This is a genomic window from Chryseobacterium sp. PMSZPI (assembly GCF_002835665.1).
Classification (GTDB): Bacteria; Bacteroidota; Bacteroidia; order Flavobacteriales; family Weeksellaceae; genus Chryseobacterium.
Genome location: NZ_PIZV01000070.1, coordinates 59,174 through 80,522, shown reverse-complemented (window position 1 = coordinate 80,522; position 21,349 = coordinate 59,174). Strand labels below are relative to the sequence as shown.

Annotated in this window: 18 protein-coding genes; 12 read left to right on the top strand and 6 right to left on the bottom strand. The window is 34.9% G+C overall.

Translation table 11 applies throughout. The features are described from left to right. The first annotated feature begins 74 nt into the window (after positions 1-74). The 9 genes from CW752_RS14075 to guaA all read left to right on the top strand — a co-directional run bounded on the left by CW752_RS14075 (position 75) and on the right by guaA (position 11,148). Positions 75-1,604, top strand: coding sequence for a GMC oxidoreductase (locus CW752_RS14075; protein ID WP_101240335.1), 1,530 nt, complete (start codon positions 75-77; stop codon positions 1,602-1,604). 4 nt (positions 1,605-1,608) lie between these two features. Continuing rightward, positions 1,609-2,775: an MFS transporter gene (locus CW752_RS14070; protein WP_101240334.1), complete on the top strand. Its 1,167-nt coding sequence runs from the start codon at positions 1,609-1,611 to the stop codon at positions 2,773-2,775. A gap of 318 nt (positions 2,776-3,093) precedes the next feature. Continuing rightward, positions 3,094-3,822 (top strand): pirin family protein, encoded by a 729-nt coding sequence (locus CW752_RS14065; protein ID WP_101240333.1) that lies wholly within the window; start codon positions 3,094-3,096, stop codon positions 3,820-3,822. 95 nt (positions 3,823-3,917) lie between these two features. Continuing rightward, positions 3,918-4,469, top strand: a complete 552-nt coding sequence (locus CW752_RS14060; RefSeq protein ID WP_101240332.1) for an NADPH-dependent FMN reductase — start codon at positions 3,918-3,920, stop codon at positions 4,467-4,469. Positions 4,470-4,748: 279 nt separating this feature from the next. After that, on the top strand, positions 4,749-5,741 hold the full coding sequence (gene purM / locus CW752_RS14055; RefSeq protein WP_101240331.1) for a phosphoribosylformylglycinamidine cyclo-ligase: 993 nt from the start codon (positions 4,749-4,751) through the stop codon (positions 5,739-5,741). A 75-nt stretch (positions 5,742-5,816) separates the two neighbouring features. Continuing rightward, the gene (gene purN / locus CW752_RS14050; RefSeq protein WP_101240330.1) at positions 5,817-6,383 is read left to right on the top strand and encodes a phosphoribosylglycinamide formyltransferase; all 567 of its coding nucleotides are present in this window, start codon (positions 5,817-5,819) and stop codon (positions 6,381-6,383) included. 174 nt (positions 6,384-6,557) lie between these two features. Further along, positions 6,558-8,075 (top strand): bifunctional phosphoribosylaminoimidazolecarboxamide formyltransferase/IMP cyclohydrolase, encoded by a 1,518-nt coding sequence (gene purH / locus CW752_RS14045; RefSeq protein WP_101240329.1) that lies wholly within the window; start codon positions 6,558-6,560, stop codon positions 8,073-8,075. 144 nt (positions 8,076-8,219) lie between these two features. After that, complete coding sequence (purD, locus tag CW752_RS14040) at positions 8,220-9,458, top strand: phosphoribosylamine--glycine ligase (protein WP_101240328.1); 1,239 nt, start codon at positions 8,220-8,222, stop codon at positions 9,456-9,458. 160 nt (positions 9,459-9,618) lie between these two features. Continuing rightward, the gene (gene guaA / locus CW752_RS14035; RefSeq protein ID WP_101240327.1) at positions 9,619-11,148 is read left to right on the top strand and encodes a glutamine-hydrolyzing GMP synthase; all 1,530 of its coding nucleotides are present in this window, start codon (positions 9,619-9,621) and stop codon (positions 11,146-11,148) included. A 271-nt stretch (positions 11,149-11,419) separates the two neighbouring features. On the opposite strand, the gene CW752_RS14030 is transcribed toward guaA, so the two are convergent. Next, the gene (locus CW752_RS14030; protein ID WP_101240326.1) at positions 11,420-11,881 is read right to left on the bottom strand and encodes a hypothetical protein; all 462 of its coding nucleotides are present in this window, start codon (positions 11,879-11,881) and stop codon (positions 11,420-11,422) included. Between the two features lie 394 nt (positions 11,882-12,275). Between CW752_RS14030 and CW752_RS14025 the strand changes: the two genes are divergently transcribed. Continuing rightward, complete coding sequence (locus CW752_RS14025; RefSeq protein WP_101240325.1) at positions 12,276-13,784, top strand: carbon-nitrogen hydrolase family protein; 1,509 nt, start codon at positions 12,276-12,278, stop codon at positions 13,782-13,784. 150 nt (positions 13,785-13,934) lie between these two features. Here the strand turns inward: CW752_RS14025 and CW752_RS14020 are convergent, their stop codons facing one another. Further along, positions 13,935-14,582, bottom strand: coding sequence for a hypothetical protein (locus CW752_RS14020; RefSeq protein ID WP_101240324.1), 648 nt, complete (start codon positions 14,580-14,582; stop codon positions 13,935-13,937). 180 nt (positions 14,583-14,762) lie between these two features. Next, the gene (locus CW752_RS16945; RefSeq protein WP_185117633.1) at positions 14,763-14,930 is read right to left on the bottom strand and encodes a hypothetical protein; all 168 of its coding nucleotides are present in this window, start codon (positions 14,928-14,930) and stop codon (positions 14,763-14,765) included. 245 nt (positions 14,931-15,175) lie between these two features. On the opposite strand from CW752_RS16945, the gene CW752_RS14015 reads away from it, so the two are divergent. Both CW752_RS14015 and CW752_RS14010 read left to right on the top strand, forming a co-directional pair. Further along, positions 15,176-16,825 (top strand): ABC1 kinase family protein, encoded by a 1,650-nt coding sequence (locus CW752_RS14015; protein ID WP_101240323.1) that lies wholly within the window; start codon positions 15,176-15,178, stop codon positions 16,823-16,825. 130 nt (positions 16,826-16,955) lie between these two features. Then, a complete protein-coding gene (locus CW752_RS14010) occupies positions 16,956-18,308 on the top strand; it encodes a DEAD/DEAH box helicase (protein WP_101240322.1) in 1,353 nt (450 codons plus the stop codon). Between the two features lie 296 nt (positions 18,309-18,604). Here the strand turns inward: CW752_RS14010 and CW752_RS14005 are convergent, their stop codons facing one another. The 3 genes from CW752_RS14005 to CW752_RS13995 all read right to left on the bottom strand — a co-directional run bounded on the left by CW752_RS14005 (position 18,605) and on the right by CW752_RS13995 (position 21,307). Next, positions 18,605-19,261: a GDSL-type esterase/lipase family protein gene (locus CW752_RS14005; RefSeq protein ID WP_101240321.1), complete on the bottom strand. Its 657-nt coding sequence runs from the start codon at positions 19,259-19,261 to the stop codon at positions 18,605-18,607. A gap of 62 nt (positions 19,262-19,323) precedes the next feature. Then, positions 19,324-19,785 carry a lipocalin family protein gene (locus CW752_RS14000; RefSeq protein ID WP_101240320.1) on the bottom strand — a complete coding sequence of 154 codons (462 nt, stop codon included), beginning with the start codon at positions 19,783-19,785 and terminating at the stop codon, positions 19,324-19,326. Positions 19,786-20,143: 358 nt separating this feature from the next. Then, the gene (locus CW752_RS13995; protein WP_101240319.1) at positions 20,144-21,307 is read right to left on the bottom strand and encodes an iron-containing alcohol dehydrogenase; all 1,164 of its coding nucleotides are present in this window, start codon (positions 21,305-21,307) and stop codon (positions 20,144-20,146) included. Positions 21,308-21,349 lie beyond the last annotated feature (42 nt).

Here is a 21,349-nt window from a genome sequence, read left to right as displayed (position 1 = left end):
AATTGAAAATTAACATTTTGTTAAGCTGTTTCTGCCTTTTTTATTTTTAATTTAGATACACCAAATTGTAAAAAATGTACGATATCATTATCATAGGAACAGGAGCAGGAGGTTCTACCATGGCCTATAAATTGGCTGATAGCGGAAAAAGAATATTAATTTTAGAAAGAGGTGACTATGTTCCGGTAGAAAAAGAAAACTGGGATTCTGTAGAAGTTTTTCAAAGAAACAGATACACTACCACGGATGTTTGGCTGGATAAATATGGGAGGACATTCAGACCGGGAATGCATTATAATGTTGGTGGAAATACCAAGTTTTATGGGGCCGCATTATTTCGTTTAAGAGAAGATGATTTTAAAGAAATACAACATTATGGTGGTACATCCCCCGCATGGCCTATCCAATATGAAGATTTAAAAGATTATTATCTCGAAGCTGAAAAGCTCTTTCATGTACATGGAAAAAGAGGGGCAGATCCTACGGAACCATTTGATTCCGAGCCTTATCCTAATCCGCCATTACCTCACGAGCCAAGAATTCAGGAAATTTTTGACGAATTAACGAACTACGGTTTACATCCATTTGAATTGCCGGTTGGTGTTAATTTTAAACCACACACAACAGCCAATGCTCCATATACATTAGATCGGTTTGATGGTTTTCCCGATGCTTCAGAAAGAAAAGGAGATGCCCATCTGTGTGCCCTGTCAAAAGCGTTGGAGTATCCCAATGTTGAATTGACGACAAATACAAAAGTGATTGCATTAAATACGGATAATTCCGGGAAAAAAATAGTTGAGGTAGTAATCGAACAAGAAGGGGCAACAAAAACATTAACAGCGGATCTTGTTGTACTTTCGGCAGGGGCTATCAATTCGGCAGCAATATTATTGCAAAGTAAAAATGAGAAATTTCCCAATGGGCTTGCCAATACTTCAGATCAGGTAGGACGAAACTATATGTTTCATCAAAATACAGCATTAATTGCTTTATATACAGAACCTAATCCTACTAAATTTGGAAAAACATTCGGAATCAATGATTTCTATCATGCTGCACGAGGATATGAATTTCCCTTAGGGCATATACAAATGTTGGGAAAATCAGATGAAAACCAGATTAAGGCAGACAGTCCTATTCCGGCTCCGGGTTTTACTTTTGAATTGATGGCGAAGCATGCCGTTGACTTTTGGCTCACCTCTGAAGACTTACCGGATCCTGAAAATCGGGTAACGGTCGAAAACGGACAGATCAAAATCAACTATACAGATAACAATCAAAAAGGGCACGAGTTTCTGAAAACAGAATTAATTAAAGCTTTAAAAGCATCAGGTAAATTTGAAAGCTTCCTGTTTAAAGGCTATTATTTCAGTAAAGGAATGGATATCGCTTCACCGGCACACCAAAACGGAACTACAAGAATGGGATTGGATCCTAAAACATCAGTAGTTGATACCCACTGTAAAGCACATGACCTGGAAAATTTATACATTGTAGATGGCGGATTTTTTGTTTCCAGTGGTGCAGTGAATCCGGCGCTTACCATTATTGCGATGGCATTACGAGTAGGAGAGCACCTTAAAAACCATGTTTTGAAATAAAGCCATGAATTCTAGGAGAATTGTCATTATTGTTGTTTTCTTATTAGCATTTCTTACCGGAGTCAACTTTGTGGTGTTTCCGGCATTGGGAACTGCTTTTACGGATATGGCTTTATTTGGACTTTCTCCTTCACAATTTGGAAATCTTTTCATTCCGCAGGTAATTTGTATTATTATTTCATGTTTGGGAGCTCCGTTTTTAGTCAATAAATGGGGGCCTAAAATGATTTTGATGATAGGCATTATGTTGATGCTTACCTCTACAGGTACTCTGTGGCTTCTTCATTTTTTTCTTGCTGAAAGAGCATTATTGTTTCCCTTATTGCTTATTTTGGTCACTTTTACAGGAACCGGATTTGGATTAGCCATTACAACATTGAATCCCCTTGCTGCAAGTTTATTTGAAAAAGAAAATTCCTCGGCTATTTTAATCCTTCAGTTTTTGGTGGGACTGGGGACGTCTACTTCTCCTTTAATGATGAATTTGATCGGAAATGTTAAAAACTGGATGTATGTCCCCGGGATTATATTTGTAGTCGTAAGCATTGCGTTTATGATCTTTTTATTTTTAAAAATTGAAAAAGGAACATTTTTCGAGCTTCCTCAGCATTTTCGGATTCCCGGAAAACTATGGATATTTTTTGCTGCAATTATTTTATACGGTTGTATAGAAGGAACCTTTGGAAGCTTTGGCGGAATTATTCTTAAAAATAAGGGGCTGGATAATAATAAAGCAAGTTTAGGATTATCCCTATTTTGGGGAGGTATTGCTTTGAACCGCCTTTTATTTGGAATATTAACAAAAAAATTGGACTTATCCTCTTTTTTTCTTGTTTCTCCGCTATGTGTAGGTATTTTGCTTCTATTGCTATTGGTTGCTCCCAATATTCATATTCTTTTATTGATGATGTTTTTGATAGGCTTTTTTATGGGAAGTATATTTCCGGGCTCTATCGGCTGGGGAACTGTAGAATTTCCAACGTATTCAGTTGTTGTTTCCGGATTTTTAATGGCTGCCAACCAAATGGGGATAGGTATTGTAACAAATATTTTAGGACATTTCTCTGGTTACATATCCACTATTCTGTGGGTTTTGATCGCTTTTACCTTAGTAATCTGTGGTTTGTTTTTCTATCTTAAAAGAGGCTCCAGCATTAAAGATGCCTTTTGACTCAACTTTTAACTTTCTATTTTAATCAGGATGGACGCTGGGAGCTTGAAGAAGGAAGTTATTCAGGTTATAAAGAACAGTTTTTCCGTATTTTCATCCTTATTAAACAGTGATGCTACTCATTTATGGTAACCATGTATAGATAATAGGAAGGGACAGTAACTCCCAGCCTCCCTCTTCCAGCTTCCAATACCCTAAATTATAATTTCCTTAACCCGAGGAGTTCAGGTTATTTTAACTCATTCTCCTTTCTTAACCTACATCAACATTTTCCTGCCTCTAGATCCCGTACATTTGTACCATAAATAATCACAGAAAATGAAAACAGTATATCATAAAGCAGATTCAAGAGGCCATGCCAATCATGGTTGGTTAAACTCTTACCATACTTTTAGTTTTGCAAACTATCAAAACAGAGATAGAACGAACTTTGGAGTTTTAAGAGTATTGAATGATGATACCGTTTCTCAGGGAATGGGATTCGGAACACACCCACACAGAGATATGGAAATTATCTCTATTCCTCTGGAGGGTGACTTGGAACATAAAGATTCAATGGGAACTACTGCGGTGATCAGAAAAGGAGAAATTCAGGTAATGAGTGCCGGAACCGGTGTAATGCACAGCGAATACAACAAAAATAAAGACGAAGAGGTAAAATTTCTACAGATCTGGGTTTTTCCTAGAACATTGGATGTTGAACCAAGATATGATCAGAAAAGCATTAAAGAAGGTGAAAAGATCAATGGATTCCAACAGATTTTATCCCCTAATAAAAACGATGATGGAGTTTGGATTCATCAGGATGCTTGGTTTAATATTGCTAACTTCAAAAAAGGCAATGGCAAAAACTATATGCTTAATAAAAAAGGAAACGGTGTATATGCATTTGTTTTAAAAGGAAGTGCCAAAGTGGGTGATCGTGTTCTGAATGAAAGAGACGGGTTGGGAATCTGGGATACACAAAGCTTTAATATTGAAGCAGTGGAAGACACAGAAATATTATTAATGGAAGTACCGATGGAATTGCCTGCTTATCTTAAATAAAAAACTAAATTTGTATCCTTAAAAAATTAAAATAGTATGCAATAGCCATCAAAGAATGTTGACTATTTCATATAACAAAAAAATAAATACTACATATGAAAATCTTAGCAATAGCAGGAAGTAACTCAGAAGTTTCAATGAACAAGCAATTGGTGGCTTATGCATCAACACTATTTGAAAATGCGGAAGCAGAAGTAATCGATTTAAATCCTTTCGAAATGCCAATTTATAAGCATGAAAGAGAATTAGAGGGAGGTGTTCCTCAGGAAGCACATGACTTTGCAGCTAAAATCGATAGCGCAGACGTTCTATTGGTTTCTTTAGGAGAGCATAATGGAACGTACTCTACAGCATTCAAAAATGTGTTCGACTGGGTATCGAGAATTAAAGACAGAACAGTATGGAATGAAGTACCAATGTTATTGATGTCTACATCGCCGGGAGGTAGAGGAGGAGCCGGAGTTTTAGAGGCAGCATCAAAACGTTTCCCTTTCCATGGAGGAAATGTGGTAGAAACTTTTTCACTTCCTTTCTTTAATGATAACTTTGATAAAGCTGAACAAAAAATTTCTAACGAAGAGAAAAACAGCGAATTAAAAGAGAAAATCAAGAAGATTGCAGCCATCGAAACTATCCTTGAAAAATAGAATTTGAATATTCATTTAAAATTACTATTTTTGCAAAAAGAAAAGAGATGAAAATTCAGACCTCCTATAAACAATGTTTTTCTCATAAAGGGAAAGTTGTGGGCTCTGAAATTCTGAGATAAAATAACGGCCGATAATCTGCAAAGATTGTCGGCTTTTTTGTTTTCTAAATTTGAATATAAAAAGTAAAAATATAAAAGATAAGAAGACAACAGACATCAGATAATAGACACAAATAATCTGACATCTGAAATCCAATATCTAAAAATCTAAGCAGACATGAGCAACACTTACAAATCAGCAGGAGTAGACAAAGAAGAAGGATACAAAACGGTTGACAAGATCAAAAAAGCGGTCGGTGAAACCCATAATTCCAATGTTTTGAACCATTTGGGAAGTTTTGGTGCTTTCTATGAAATCGGAGGATACAAAAATCCCGTTCTTGTTTCAGGAACAGATGGAGTAGGAACAAAGCTGAAAGTAGCTTTAGATACCAAAAAATATGATTCTATTGGTATCGACTGTTTCGCAATGTGTGCCAACGATATCCTTTGTCATGGTGCAAAACCTTTGTTTTTCTTAGATTATTTGGCTTGTGGAAAGCTGGATTCCGAAATCGCAGCAGAGATCGTTCTGGGAATGGTGAATGCTTGTAAGGACAACAACTGCGCATTGATTGGTGGAGAAACAGCTGAAATGCCGGGGATGTACCAGCCCGGAGATTATGATGTTGCCGGATTCTGTGTAGGAATCGTAGAAAAAGACCAGATTATTGACGGATCTAAAATTAAAACAGGTAATAAAATTATTGCATTGCCAAGCTCAGGATTCCACTCCAACGGATTCTCTTTAGTAAGAAAAGTATTTCCGAACTTCGAAGAAGAGTTTGAAGGAAAACCTTTATATGAAACCCTTTTAGTGCCTACAAGATTATATTATAAAGACATTCATAAAGTATTGGAAGAAGTAAATGTAAGCGGTATTGCTCACATTACAGGAGGAGGGCTTTATGAGAATGTTCCGAGAATTATTCCTGAAGGACTTTGTGCTTCTATTGATGAATCAAAAATCAGAATTCCTAGTGTGATGCTTGAGCTTGAAAAAAGAGGTGGGGTGAAACGTGAAGAAATGCACGGAACATTCAATATGGGTGTAGGAATGGTAATCGTAGTAGATGCTGAGCACGCTGAAAAAGTATTACACCTTTTGGATGATGCTTACGAAATCGGGGAAATCACGGAAGGAGCAGAGAAAATTGATTTGAAATTTTAAATGACATCAGATTTCAGACACCAGACATCAGACTTCAAGTCTGTAATCTGATATCTGATATCTAACATCTGAATAATGAAGAACATCGTTGTACTCGTATCCGGTTCAGGAACCAATTTGCAGAGAATCATTGATACCATCGAAGCTGGAGAAATCCGGAATGCAAAAGTAAGTCTGGTGGTTGCTGATAGAGAGTGTTTCGGATTGGAAAGAGCAAAAAATCATAATATAAAAAACATACTCATTCCAAGAGGAAAGAATTTTAGCAGCGAATTGGCTAAAGTAATCCCACAAGATACAGATCTTATTGTGTTGGCAGGATTCCTATCCATTTTAAAACCTGAGTTCTGTGAAAACTGGAATGGTAAAATTATCAATATTCATCCTGCATTGCTTCCGAAATTCGGAGGAAAAGGAATGTGGGGAATGAACGTTCACAATGCCGTTATTGAAGCCAAAGAAGTAGAGAGTGGGGCAACGGTACATTTTGTAACACCGGGTATTGATGAAGGAGAAGCTATTCTTCAAAAATCTTTTGAAGTAACGGCTGATGATACCCCCGAAACATTGGCACAGAAAGTTCACCAGATTGAATATGAAATATTTCCTTTAGCAATCGATAAGGTCCTGGGAAATAAATAATGTACCAATATAACAATGTAACAGTTTACTAATAATTGTAATTGTCATTCTGAGCATAGCGAAGAATCTCATTGTTACATTAAATAAAAAAATCTAAGTAAAATAAAAAGTAATCCGGAGGTGAAAGAACCGGATACAGTTTGAAATAACTGTGAAAAGTAAAAATTGAAAGTAATGAGTAAAAAGAGAGTTTTAATCAGTGTTTCTGACAAAAGTGGGTTAATTGAATTCGCACAGTTTTTGGAAGCTCAGAATTATGAGTTGATCTCCACAGGAGGAACGTTCAAACATTTGAAAGACGCTGGTTTAAATCCCATTCAGATTGATGAGGTAACCAATTTCCCAGAAATGTTGGACGGAAGAGTGAAAACTTTACACCCGAAAGTTCACGGAGGTCTTTTAGCTGTTCGAAACAACGAAGAACACATGAAAACTGTTCAGGAACACGGAATTGGTTTGATCGACATGGTTATCGTAAACCTTTATCCTTTCTTTGAAAATGTAAACAAAGACATTTCTTTACACGAGAAAGTAGAGTTTATTGATATTGGTGGTCCTTCTATGCTTCGTTCTGCAGCGAAAAACTTTGATTCTGTAACGGTAATTACTGATGTAGAAGATTATACAACAGTAAAACTGGAAATGGAGCAAAATGGTGACACGTATATCGAAACACGTAAGAAACTTGCAGGAAAAGTATTCAATCTTACTTCTGCTTACGATGCGGCTATCTCAAGAATGCTTTTAGATGAAGAATATCCTACGTATTTAAACGCTTCTTACAAAAAAGTTTCTGACCTGAGATACGGAGAAAACCCTCACCAGACAGCTGCTTACTACGTTTCTACTTTCGAGAACGGAGCGATGAAAGACTTCGAACAATTGGGAGGTAAAGAACTTTCTTTCAACAACCTTCGTGATATGGACCTTTGCTGGAAAGTGGTAACGGAATTCAAAGAAGAAATGGCTTGTTGTGCGGTAAAACACTCTACACCTTGTGGCGTTGCCATCGGAACTTCAGCATTGGAAACGTATCAAAAAACTTTCGAATGTGATCCGGTTTCTATCTTTGGCGGAATTGTTGCTATGAACTATAAGATCGATGCAGCAACAGCTGAAGAATTAAACAAAACATTCCTGGAGATCGTAATGGCTCCGGACTTTGATGAAGAAGCTCTTGAAGTTTTAAGAAAAAAGAAAAACCTTAGAATCATTAAAATTGTAAACCCGGTTTCAGACAAGAAAACATGGGTGAAAGTTGATGGTGGTATCTTGGTTCAGGATAATGATTTGCATTTCTCTGATGATATTAAAGTAGTGACTGAAGTTCAGCCTACAGAAGCACAGAAAAAAGCATTGCTGTTCTCTCAGAGAGTAGTGAAATATGTGAAATCAAATGCTATTGTAGTTTCCAATGGAATCCAGGCTTTCGGAATTGGAGGTGGACAAGTCAACAGAATTTGGGCAACACAACAGGCTATTGAAAGAGCAAAAGAAAAATTCTCAGGAGACTTAGTATTAGCTTCTGATGCATTTTTCCCTTTCCGTGATGTCGTAGACTTCTGCGCTCAGGAAGGTATCAAGGCAATTATTCAGCCAGGTGGAAGTGTAAAAGATCAGGATAGTGTGGAAGCTGCTAATGAACATGGTATTCCGATGATGTTTACAGGTGTCAGACACTTTTTCCACTAATTGAATGCAATTAAAAAAAATAAGAAATTAGGCGATTCGAAGACTTGAAAAATTAGCATCTGCGATGATCATAATTCCTAAATCACTTAATTTCTTAATTGGAAAATTATATATTTGTAAATTAGACTAGATAATAAATAAAGTATGAGAATATTAATCATAGGTGAAGGCGGTAGAGAATCTGCTTTAGCGGCAAAGCTTCAGAATGACCCTAGAATTTCTAAAATGTTTTTTGCCAACGGGAATGCTACTACCGATGTAATAGGGAAAAATGTTCATTTATCAGAAATCAAAGAACTTAGAGATTTCGCTATTAAAGAAAAAGTTGACTTAACGATTGTTGGTCCTGAAGCTCCATTAGTAGCTGGTTTGAAGGACGAATTTAAGCAACATGATCTTAAAGTTTTCGGTCCTACTCAAAAAGTAGCAAGCTTAGAAGGAAGTAAAGCTTTCTCTAAGAAATTTATGCAGACCTATGATATCAAAACAGCTAAAGCTGTAGTATTTGATTCATATAATGAAGCTATAGAATATGTAAAAATACAGCAATACCCTTTAGTGATCAAAGCAAGTGGTTTAGCTGGTGGAAAAGGAGTTGTTATTTGTGATAACCTTGAAGAAGCTGAAGCTACCATCCATGATTTCATGATCAGAAGAATTTATGGAGATGCTGGTATCCGTTTAGTTATCGAAGAATATTTGCAAGGTTTTGAAGCATCTATTATTGCTTTCTCTAATGGTGAAAAGCTTTTCCCTTGTATTGCTGCTAAAGACTATAAAAAAGCAGGAAACGGCGACTCTGGTCCAAATACAGGAGGAATGGGTTCTGTAGCACCAAGCCCGGAATTCACTCAGGAGCATTATGCTGATTTTGAGAAAAATATTTTAGAACCTACTATTAAAGGTCTTAAAGCTGAAGGTTTCGGATTTAAAGGAATCATTTTCTTCGGATTAATGGTGACGAAAAACGGAGCTTATCTTCTTGAATATAACATGAGATTCGGTGATCCTGAAACCCAGGTATTGATGGCTCTTATGGAAAACAATCTTTTAGACGTTATTCAGGATTGTATGGAAGGAAAAGATATTGAGCTTAAGTTCAAAGACGAAAAGGCAGTTTGTCTTGTAATGTGCTCAGGAGGATATCCTAGAAACTTCGAAACAGGTTTCGAAATTGTAGGAGAGGACAAATTAAAGCATAGTAAATTATTATACGCTGGTGCTATCAGAAAAGGCGATAAAGTAGTTTCCAACGGAGGTAGAGTTTTGAACGTTGTCGCTACAGGAGCTACTTATGAAGATGCCCGCAAGAAAGTTTACGAAGATGCCGGACACGTACATTTCGATTACGGCTTCTACAGAGAAGACATCGGAAAGTTTTAATAAAAATCACGAAAAAAGATTTGGAGCCATTCCAAGTCTTTTTTTGTAAAACAGTTAATATTAAATAAGATATCAGATGCAAGGCTCTGGACTTCAGATAGAAAATCTGAAATCTGATGTCTGAAATCTGATATCTTTCAAACAAATCAATCATCAAAAAATGAACAACGGTATTATTATTTTAGATTTCGGATCCCAGTACAACCAACTTATCGGAAGAAGAATCCGTGAGATGGGAGTATACTCTGAAATCTTACCTTACAATACACCTTTACAAGATATTTTAGCAAAACAACCAAAAGGGATCATTCTTTCCGGTGGACCTAGCTCTGTAAATGCAGAAAACGCTCACCTGGTTGAAAAAGAATTATATGAACAAGGAGTTCCTGTATTGGGAATTTGCTACGGAATGCAGATGACGGCTCACCTTTTGGGCGGGAAAGTAAATAAAGGAGAAAAAGGAGAATACGGTAAAGCAAATCTTGAAATCGTTAAAGAAAGTTCTTTATTAAAAGGAGTAACTCAAAACTCTGTGGTTTGGATGAGCCACTTTGACGAAGTAGGAGAATTGCCGGCAGGTTTTGAGCTGAATGCAAAATCTGGGGTAATTGCTTCTATTGCTAACGAAGACAAAAAAATATTCTGTGTTCAGTTCCATCCTGAAGTTTCTCACACTGAAGAAGGTGGAAAAATGCTTGAAAACTTCGTATTTGGAATCTGTAATTCAGAGAAAAATTGGAAGCTGACAAATTATATCGACAGAACTGTTGAAGAAATTCGCGAGAAAGTAGGAGACAACAAAGTAATCCTTGGACTTTCCGGAGGTGTAGACTCTTCTGTAGCAGCTGTTTTGATCCATAAAGCAATTGGTGATCAGTTGACTTGTATCTTCGTTGATACTGGATTATTGAGAAAGGATGAAGGCAAGAAAGTAATGGATCAATATGGAGAACATTTCCATATGAACATTAAAATGGTAGATGCTAAAGAAAGATTCCTTTCAAAATTAGCTGGAGTAGATGATCCTGAAGCGAAAAGAAAAATCATCGGAAACGAATTTATCCATGTTTTTGATGAAGAATCTCATAAAATTGAAGGCGCTAAATTCTTGGCTCAGGGAACCATTTACCCTGACGTTATCGAAAGCCAGTCTGTAAACGGACCTTCTGCTGTGATCAAATCGCACCACAACGTTGGAGGACTTCCTGAAGATATGGAATTCGAATTATTAGAGCCGTTAAGAGAGCTTTTCAAGGACGAAGTAAGAAGAGTAGGAGAAGAATTAGGAATTCCTCACCATTTGGTATACAGACACCCTTTCCCAGGTCCTGGATTAGGAATCAGAGTATTGGGAGCTGTAGATGCTGAGAAAGTAAGAATCCTTCAGGAAGCTGACGATATCTTCATCGAAGAACTATACAAAAACGATCTTTACGAAAAAGTATCTCAGGCATTCGTAGTATTACTTCCGGTAAAATCTGTAGGAGTAATGGGTGATGAAAGAACTTACGAATACACAGCTGTAGTTCGTTCCGCAAATACCATCGACTTTATGACAGCAACATGGAGCAGACTTCCTTACGAGTTCCTTGATACTGTTTCAAGCAGAATTATCAACGAAGTAAGAGGTATCAACAGAGTAGCTTACGATATTTCAAGCAAACCACCTGCAACGATTGAGTGGGAATAATTTTTGACTTGAATTTTAAATATAAATCCTGCCCGTTTTGGGTGGGATTTTTTATTACCAATCCTGTCTTAGAATAATTCCAATGCTTAAAAAATAAATCAATATTAGAAGGATTATACCATTAATAAGATACAAGATTGTCTTTTCATTGTGCTGATGAATGATATAAAAATTAATAATTAAAATAAGCAGAATCACCGGAATGAACTCAAGGAAAAATTCTGTCTGAAAATATATTGATAGTAATAAGTAAATTAATGATACTACTAAATTAATTATTGAGATTCTTTTCATGAATTACTACTTCTTTCCAATTTCCTTTACAGTTGTCTTTCCAGGCTTTAGGAAATTTATCATTGTTATAAATACGTTCGGGAATGAGTGTGAAAATATATTTTCTGGAATTACTTTCCTTATTGATAGCAAAAAAGAAAGGTGAATTTTTTTGTTTAATAATTCTTTCACCAATACTTATACTATCTACATATTCACCTAGATACACCAATGTGTCAAATTTATTTTTCCTTGATATTTTAACATGAGAAAAAATATTTTTCTTTAGATCAACTTTTTTAATAATTCTTCCATCAAAGGATGCTTTAATATCAGCAATAGTAAATTTATCACCATCATCATCAGGTCTTGTAATCTGATAAATAAAAAAAATGAGAAATAAGACAGAAAATATTAAGAATAAATTTATTTTCTTCTGATCAGAAAGGTTTTCAAACATACATTATCTGTGATAAATACTTTTACTTCTAAAATTGCTTTAATGAAAAAACGATCAGTATAATATTGATCATAATTAACAAGCAATATATCAGCTTAAATATGATGTGTTTATGGAAAATAACATAATTTAATAACATCGCAACTATTAAATAAAAGTAAATAAAACCTTTTGCGTCCTGAGGTTTTATTTCAGATGCTGAAAACAGGTTTAAATTATGTGAAACATTGACTGATGAGTCTGTATAAAAGATTCTTAAAAAAAAAATAATTGAGATGCTCATGAGTAAAGTTACTGCGTACGGTTTCATCTATAAATAGAAAATAATAAAGTGATTATTGTTTTAAATGGTATTTGTATAATTTTTGCCTAAATTTAAATAAAATTACATCAAATGCAAATAGAAACAAGACCCCTGACAGTTCAGGATTATGATGAGCTGGCAGAAACCATGAAAAGGGCATATCCGCAAATGTCAGAATCCATTTGGTCTAAAAAAAGTATTGAAAAATTAACGAGAATATTCCCGGACGGGCAAATCTGCATTACAGTAGACGGAAAATTGGCAGCAGTGGCACTTTCCATTATTGTCAATTATGAAGAATTCGGTGATGATCATACATACAGTGATATCACAGGGAATTATACTTTCAATACACATACTTCAAAAGGAAATGTTTTATACGGAATAGAAGTTTTTGTAGATCCCGAATTTCGTGAACTTCGTTTAGGGAGAAGGTTGTATGATGCCAGAAAAGAATTATGTGAACTATTAAATTTAAAATCTATTATTCTGGGCGGTAGAATTCCGAACTATCATAAGTACAGCCATGAGCTTTCCGCAAGAAATTATATCCGTAAAGTCAGAGATAAGGAAATATATGATCCCGTATTATCTTTTCAGCTTTCCAATAATTTTCTACCCATAAAAATCCTGAAAAAATATCTTCCTGAAGATGAAGCTTCCAGAGAAAATGCAGTTCTTTTGCAATGGAATAATATTTATTACAGCAAAAACCCAAATACGATGCAGGACAGTATCATCCGTTTAGGGCTGGTACAATGGCAGATGAGACCATTCAAAGACATAGAATCCTTTTATGAGCAGGTAGAGTTCTTTGTAAACGTAATGGGGGATTATAAATCTGATTTTGTGCTTTTTCCGGAGCTATTCAACACGCCTTTGCTGGCTCCTTTCAATAATCTTTCCGAAAGAGACAGTATGATAGAACTGGCTAAGCTTACCGAACAGATCAAAAATAAAATCTCAGAACTGGCGATCAGTTACAACGTGAATATTATTTCCGGAAGTATGCCTGTTTTTGATAGTGATAATAATGATTTGTACAATGTGAGCTATCTTCTTCATCGTGACGGGCGTAAGGATGAGTACAGAAAAATTCATATTACCCCGAACGAAAAGAGGTATTATGGAATGAAAGGAGGGAACGAAATAAAAGTTTTCGATACCGATTGCGGAAAAATCGGACTTGTTATCTGTTATGACGTCGAATTTCCGGAATTACCAAGAATCTTGGCCGATCAAGGAATGAAAATTTTATTTGTTCCATATCTTACAGATACTCAGAATGCATATATGAGGGTACGCCACTGTGCTGCCGCCAGAGCAATAGAAAACGAATGTTATGTAGCTATTGCAGGCTGTGTAGGTAACCTTCCGAAAGTAAATAATATGGACATTCAGTTTGGACAAGCAGCTGTGTTTACTCCTTCCGATTTTGCCTTTCCATCAAATGCTATTAAAGGAGAAGCTACCCCCAATACAGAGATGACATTAATTGTAGATGTCGATTTGAATCTATTGAAGGACCTTCATCATAATGGCTCTGTACAGGTCATGAAAGACAGAAGAAAAGACCTCTATGATACTTATCTTAAGTAGAGCTATCAATATAGATTAAAGGAAATCCCGTTTTTGTTAAGATATTTTTTTCTCAAAGTAAATATCCATAAAAACGGGCTACCAAAAAAAGAATGGTACCCCGTGAAGAAAGACTTAGTTTGGGAATAAATATGATGAATAAAAAATGTATTATTTTGTGGCTACTTTTTTATCATTTCTAACCGCATCAATCAGCATTTGTTCGTTATTTTTATAAATAGTTATTTGTGATGGGCTTAATATAGCTTCAAAATCTTTATCTACATTTTTAAACTGATTTGTGATAATACGACGGGCATCTTGTTCGTTTGTGGCTCTATTACTTTTATTGCGTTTATCTAAATCGTTTTGCATGGCCTGAACACTTTTAAAATTGATATCATACACCTGTGGAACCTGCTGATCCGTAAGATCTAATAAAGGAATCATTACCAAAGTTCTGAAGCTGGCAAGTTCTTTGATCCTGTTCTTCTCAAATTGTCCTTCCTGCTCAGGAGTAAGGATTTTTCTTAGAGAAGCGTCACGTTGCACCATGATGCTTACCAATTCACTTGTAATGGCTTTATTATTTAGAATATTAGAGTTATTTCCTATTTTTTTATCAAGGGCATTAAGAGAATCTGCAGCAACCTTGTTAATGTACAATACTTTGTTTTTTTGATTATCAGTAAGATTTAAATAATCCAGATTAGCAGTCATATTTTCTGAAATTGTATTTGCAGAAGCTATTTGCGCTTTGAATAATGAACCGGCCATGAATGCTATAATACAGCAGGCTGAAATAATTTTTTGTAACATGATTTGTGATATTTTTTATATTAATGTTTCTCATCCAAATGTATAACAGTTTAAAAAGCGCTCTATTATCTGAAAATCTTTTTTTATTGTTCTAAATTCTCCATTGTTGGAAATAAAAAAATCCGAAGAAATAGCTCTTCGGATTCAATATAGCCTGTTCAGGCAATACTCAATTTAATCTTATAAATATTGAGGACATACTACCGCAGGACAGATCATTTTTGGACATCTTGGTCTTCCGTCAGTAGGGCAGCATTCGTATGAACAAGTACCACCGATGATGATACCATTTCCTGAAATACCTTTTAATTGTTCTCTTGAAAGTTTGTTGTTGCGTAAATTTTTCATGTTGAAATACTTTTATTGGTTTGTTTTAAAATTTGTACCCTGTAAATATAGAAAATTATATTAAGTATTGTCACTATTGCTTGAATTTTATTATTATGATTAGTTTTAATAAGATAAAAGGTTGATTATGTGTTAATGTTTTTAATTTTTTATCTTCAGAATACTTTTTTTACTAAAAAACATTCAGTATAAAAATAATAATAGGAATACTTTTTGGAGTACATTGCACCTATTATTAGTACACTATGTTTGACAAGCAACAAAGAAAATTGAAAAGATCTGCAAGACTGATTTCTGTGTTAAGTAAATACGGCTTCAAAGATCTGCTGGCGAGAATGAATGGAGGAAATAAACAGGAAATTGTTTCAGCCGGTTCTGAGGAGGTTATTTCAAAAGGAACAGTCTATGAAAGAATACGACTTGCTTTGGAAGAACTCGGACCTACTTTTGTAAAGCTCGGACAAACATTTAGTAATAGAGAAGATTTACTCCCACCGGAAATGATTCGGGAATTGCAGAAGCTACAAGATAAAGTAGAAACGGTAGATATGGATGTACAGGAAGCATTGGAAAATGAATTCGATATTTCTATTAAAGACCATTTTCTTGAGATTCAAAAAGAACCTTTGGCTACAGCTTCTATTGCACAAGTCTATAAAGCCATATTAAAAGATGGAAGTCCGGTAATTCTGAAACTTAGAAAACCTGACGTGCAGTCCGTTATTGAAGATGATTTGCTATTGATTAAAGATTTAGAAAAACTTTTGTCAGCCTATTCCGAAATAGGAGATAAGCTTAATCTGAAACAGGCCATTTCCACTTTCGAAAAATCTTTATTAGAAGAAGTTTCTCTAATTAATGAGAAAAATAATATCCAGCAATTCCGTCTCAATTTTAAGAATAATAAAGAAACCTACGTTCCAAAAGTATACGAAGAATTTTCCAACAACAATATTCTTTGTATGGAATTTATTGATGGAATTAAGGTAACAGATAAAACTGTTCTTTTGGCTAATGAGATTGATCCTGTCAAGGTTTCAGAAGTCGGATTAAGACTTTTTGTATCTCAAATTTTAGATTACGGATTCTTTCATGCTGATCCACATGCAGGAAATATCCTGGTGAAAAAAGATGGCAGAATCGTTTTTATTGATTTTGGTGCAGTTGGAAAAATACAACCTAACGATAAGGAAATCCTTGAAAATCTTATTGTAAGTTTTGTGGCTAAAAATCCTCACAAAATAGTACGTTATCTAAAGAAAATGGCGGTAAGCTATGAAATTCCTGATGAAAGAAGATTTGAGGGCGATGTAGAGGATATTCTGAATTTTGTTCACAGCTCATCTTTACAAGATATTAATGTCCAGGTAATTATCAATAAAATGAAGGATATCTTAAAAGATAACAGGCTTTATATGCCCGATTATTTCTATTTGTTGTTTAAAGGAATCAGTCTGATAGAAGGAGTTGGTAGAAATATTAATCCCGATTTAGATATCGTAAAAAGTCTTCATCCCTACACAAAGAAAATTTTTACTAAAAAAATCAGTCCAAAAAATCTTCTAAAAACTGGTATGGACAGAATGATGAATTTTACGGATAATGTAGATGAGATTCCCCGAGAGCTTCGTTCCGTTCTTCAGAAATTAGATGAAAATAAATTTACCGTTTCAAGTGAAATTAAAAACATAGAAAAGACCAATCAGTTGATAAAATCAAGTGTTACCAATTTGATTCTAGCGATGGTTTTAGGAGCCAATATTATTGCAACATCTATTGTTTTTACATCAGAATCAGGTCCAAAGATTGGAGAATTATCCTTGATCGCTGTTTTAGGGTTTACTTTTTCCATTATTTTGGTGCTAATACTTTTACTACGGGTAACGAGAAAATAAAGATAAATGTAAAGATTAGGATTGAAAAATGAGTCTAAATATTGCAACTCGGATTCCCAAGTCTCCTGTCTAATGCATTACCTTTTAACGAACATTTTACATTGTACATATTAATACCTATCTTTGCAAAATGGAAAAACTCACTTTTGCAGATTTTGACCTGCCGGTTAAAATTCTTGATGTTTTAGCGGATCTGGAATTATTTGAGCCTACTCCAATTCAGGAGAAAAGCTTAAAGCCTATTCTTTCCGGAAGAGATGTAATGGGTATTGCACAAACCGGAACCGGAAAAACATTAGCTTACCTTTTACCAGTTCTGAAAACATGGAAATACAGTAAAACCGGAAACCCAACAGTTTTGGTACTTGTTCCTACTAGAGAATTGGTGGTACAGGTAGCTGAAATTCTTGAAAAACTGACAGAGAATATTACTGCGAGAGTGATCGGAATATATGGTGGAAAAAATATCAATACCCAAAAATTATTATTCAACGATGGTTGCGATATTTTGGTAGGGACTCCCGGAAGAGTGATGGATCTTGCCATTGATAATGCTATTTCCTTAAAAGAAGTTCAGAAACTGATCATTGATGAATTTGACGAAATGCTAAATTTAGGTTTCAGACCACAATTGACTCATATTTTTGAAATGATGAAAGAGAAGAGACAAAATATCCTTTTCTCTGCAACCATGACGGAAGCTGTAGATGAAATGCTGGACGAATACTTTGCTAATCCATTGGAAATTTCATTGGCAAAATCAGGAACACCTCTTGAAAAAATTGAACAGAGCGCCTACAAAGTTGAAAACTTCAATACTAAGATTAATTTACTTGAGCATTTACTGAAAACCAATGCAGATATGTCTAAAGTGTTGATTTTTAATAATAATAAAAAACACGCTGACCTTCTTTTTACCAAAATTGATGAACTTTTCCCGGAACAGTTTGATGTAATTCACTCCAATAAGTCTCAAAACTACAGGCTTAAGGCTATGAAAAGATTTGAGAATGAAGAAATCCGAGGATTAATTACTACAGATGTAATGGCCAGAGGTCTTGATATTTCTAATATTACTCATGTTATCAACTTCGAGACACCGGATATCCCTGAACAGTACATTCACAGAATCGGTAGAACAGGTAGAGCGGATAAAGAAGGTAAAACTATTATTTTTGTTACTAAAAAAGAAGAACCTTTACTTCTTGATATTGAATTGTTGATGGATAAAGAATTGCAGTTCAATGATTTTCCTGGAGAAGTGAAAATTAATCCTAATAAAATTGCTTCAGAAAAAGATGAAGTGGTAATGAAAAATCCTGTACAGGTTAAACTAAACGAAGGTGGAGGAGCTTTCCACGAAAAGAAAGCCAAAAATACCAAAGAAAACTGGGGTGGACCATCGAAAAGAAAGGCACCTAAGAAGTTTGGAGCCAACAGAGCACAGCAAAAAGCTAAGTCTAAATCGAAGAGAAAGAAATAAAATAAAAAACGATTCCCATATCAGGAATCGTTTTTTTAATAAGATGAAGATTCTTTTTAAATTTTATTAAAAATTTATTTGAACCATTAAGATAAATTAAGTTGTTGAGTTTAATTAAGAAAAAATCAAAGATTTTTTATAAGCAAGACGCCTCTTAAAGCGAAGCCCAAACTTAATATTCTAAAAATCTTAAGAACCTTAATGGTAAAACGTATTCGTCCATAAAAATTGGCAAATAGATTCATAAAATAAAATTCTTAAAAATTTCAACAGGCTCTAATTATCTTCGTTTTCTTTTATTTCATGTAAGGAGTCATCACCTGTGCCCAGATTTTATAACCTTCCGGAGTTAAGTGAAGCATATCGTCCAGAAAAATATCTTTTCTTACACTGCCATTGGCGTCCTCCATTGCTTTGGTGATATCGATAAATTGCGAATGAGGCTGTTTTTTCATAAACGCAGCAATCTTTTCGTTAGCTTCTTTCATTTGAGGCCAAAGTTGCTCTCTGCTTGGAGAATATTTTATGGAAATATAATCTACCTCAATATTGGGAAATCTCTCACGTATTTTTTTGTAGAATGCTTTGTAGCGGTTAACCACTTTTTGAGCTTTCAATGCATGATTGTCGGCAAAATCATTATCTCCGCAATAAATAATGATTTGTTTAGGCTGATAAGGAGACAGAAGATCATCTGCAAAATAATTAAGGTCAGTTAATCTCGATCCCCCGAAACCTCTGTTGATAATCGTTTTTCCGGGGAAATAGTCGGAAACATCCATCCATTTCGTAAAAGAAGAACTTCCTATCAACAGGATTGCATTTTTAGGAGGTGGGTTTTGTTGATCTTCTTTTTTAAAGTTTTGAATGTCTTGCCAGAACATTGGTTTTTTCTCCTGCGAAAAGGCAATGGTAAAGCACAGCAATAGAAAAGCTGTTAGAATCTTCTTCATGAATTCAGGTTTAAATTTGAGATAAAAGTAATAAAAAACTCTCGATTGACGAGAGTTGTACTTTATCTTTTATAAGTAATATAGGTAATATCCGGAATTTTATCCCCATCCATATCAAGATTACCGGATTTTTGTGCTAATCTTAGATCTCTGTTAGTTAATATATCTACTCTGTAATCGATATTTTCTTCATTATCAAACTTGATTCCCAGTGTTTTAGATTCCTGATCATAAGTGTATTTTCCTTCACTTTTCCCATTCATCTGGCAATCTGCTCCTGTTCCTGTATAAGCTGTATAACTTACATAAAAATCTGTTCTGAAGAAAAGTGTATTTTTGGTAGCACATCCCACTGTAGGAAAGGACTTAATTACTGTTTTATTATCTTTTCCGGAAATGATTTCGGTCTTAACTTCTTTCCAGTCTCCTTTCATCATATCCATTTCGTAAGCTTGAAGATCATCATCTTTACAAGAAGTAAGTGCCAATGCAGAAAAGGCAAATAAAAGTAGTTGTTTTTTCATTTTCACAAATTTAAGAATATGCTAAAATATAAATAAATTTGAAATATTAATAATGAAATCGTGATTTTTCAAACAAATGTTTGTAAATAAGGTAATTCTTGAAAGGTTGTGTGAAATGCTAGACAGAGGTGGTTCTAAATAATGGGAGATTTATTAAGATAAAAGATAAAAGATAAAAGATAAAAGATAAAAGATAATGTTATTAAACTACTATTCATATGGATATATCAATATCAATAGGGGCGGGTTATGATCCTGAGCGTAGACGAAGGAAGCCCGCCCCATTATAAAATTCATATTCATTCGGCTTTAGCCAAAACCTATAATCAAAGATCTCTCAGCCTAAAACCTGTATTTTCTAGTAGCTCATTTCTACAATTTTAGAAGCATCCTGAGGTGTTAATTTTTTATATTCTCCAAGGCCCATCCAGTTTCTCTCTGTAAATGCTTTCTCCACTCTTTCAGCAGTTCCTTTATAATCTTCCGTATATTCTGAAAGCTTGGTTTTGATGTGCAAACTGTGGAAGAATTCTTCCAGTTTTTGGATTCCCAGTTCTGCTTTTTCTTCAACACTGCCATCTTTGATTCCCCAAACTCTTTCAGCATATTGAGCCAGTTTACCTTTTTTATCATTAAAATTATAGCGATAATGAGAAGGAGCAATGATAGCCAGCGTTCTTGCATGATCAATACCAAAATAAGCCGTTAATTCGTGGCCCATTGCATGTACAGCCCAATCTGTAATCACTCCTTTCTGGATAAGACCATTCAATGCCATTGTACAACACCACATAAAGTTGCCTGCAGCATCATAATTAAAGTCATCAGCCAATACTTTAGGCGCTGTTTCCTGAAGACTGATTAGAATACTTTCTGCGATTCTTTCCTGAAGATCAGCAGAAGAAGGCGCTGTCATATACTGTTCCAAAACATGGGTATAAGCGTCTGTAAGCCCATTTACAATTTGGTTTTTAGGAATAGACCTGATTACTTCAGGATCTAAAACCGAAAACTGAGGAAAAAGCCCCGGACCTCCCGACGATAATTTTTCGTTAGTTTCTCTTCTGGAAATTACATATCCTGAGTTCATTTCAGATCCTGTAGCAGGCAACGTTAAAATACTACCAAAAGGCATTCCTTCCCCTTCAAACGTTCTGACCTGCTTTCTCAGAATATCCCAAGGTTCACCATTGTAATTGACTGCCGCAGAAATAAATTTTGTTCCGTCAATAACTGAACCGCCACCTACAGCAAGAAGATAAGTGATATTTTTTTCTTTAATGAAGTTGATGGCATCAATCAATACCTCGTATTCCGGATTAGCCGGAACACCTCCAAATTCATAGAGATCATGACCTTTTAAAGCTGTTTTTACCTGATCATAAACGCCATTGTTTTTGATACTTCCACCACCATAAATCATCAATATTTTTGCATCTTTAGGAATCTCGTTAGAAATTTTAGCGATTTCTCCCTTTCCGAAAAGTATTTTAGTTGGATTTTTAAACTCGAAATTAAGCATTGTTCTTAAATTTATTTTAATTCAAATGTACGGAATGAAAAA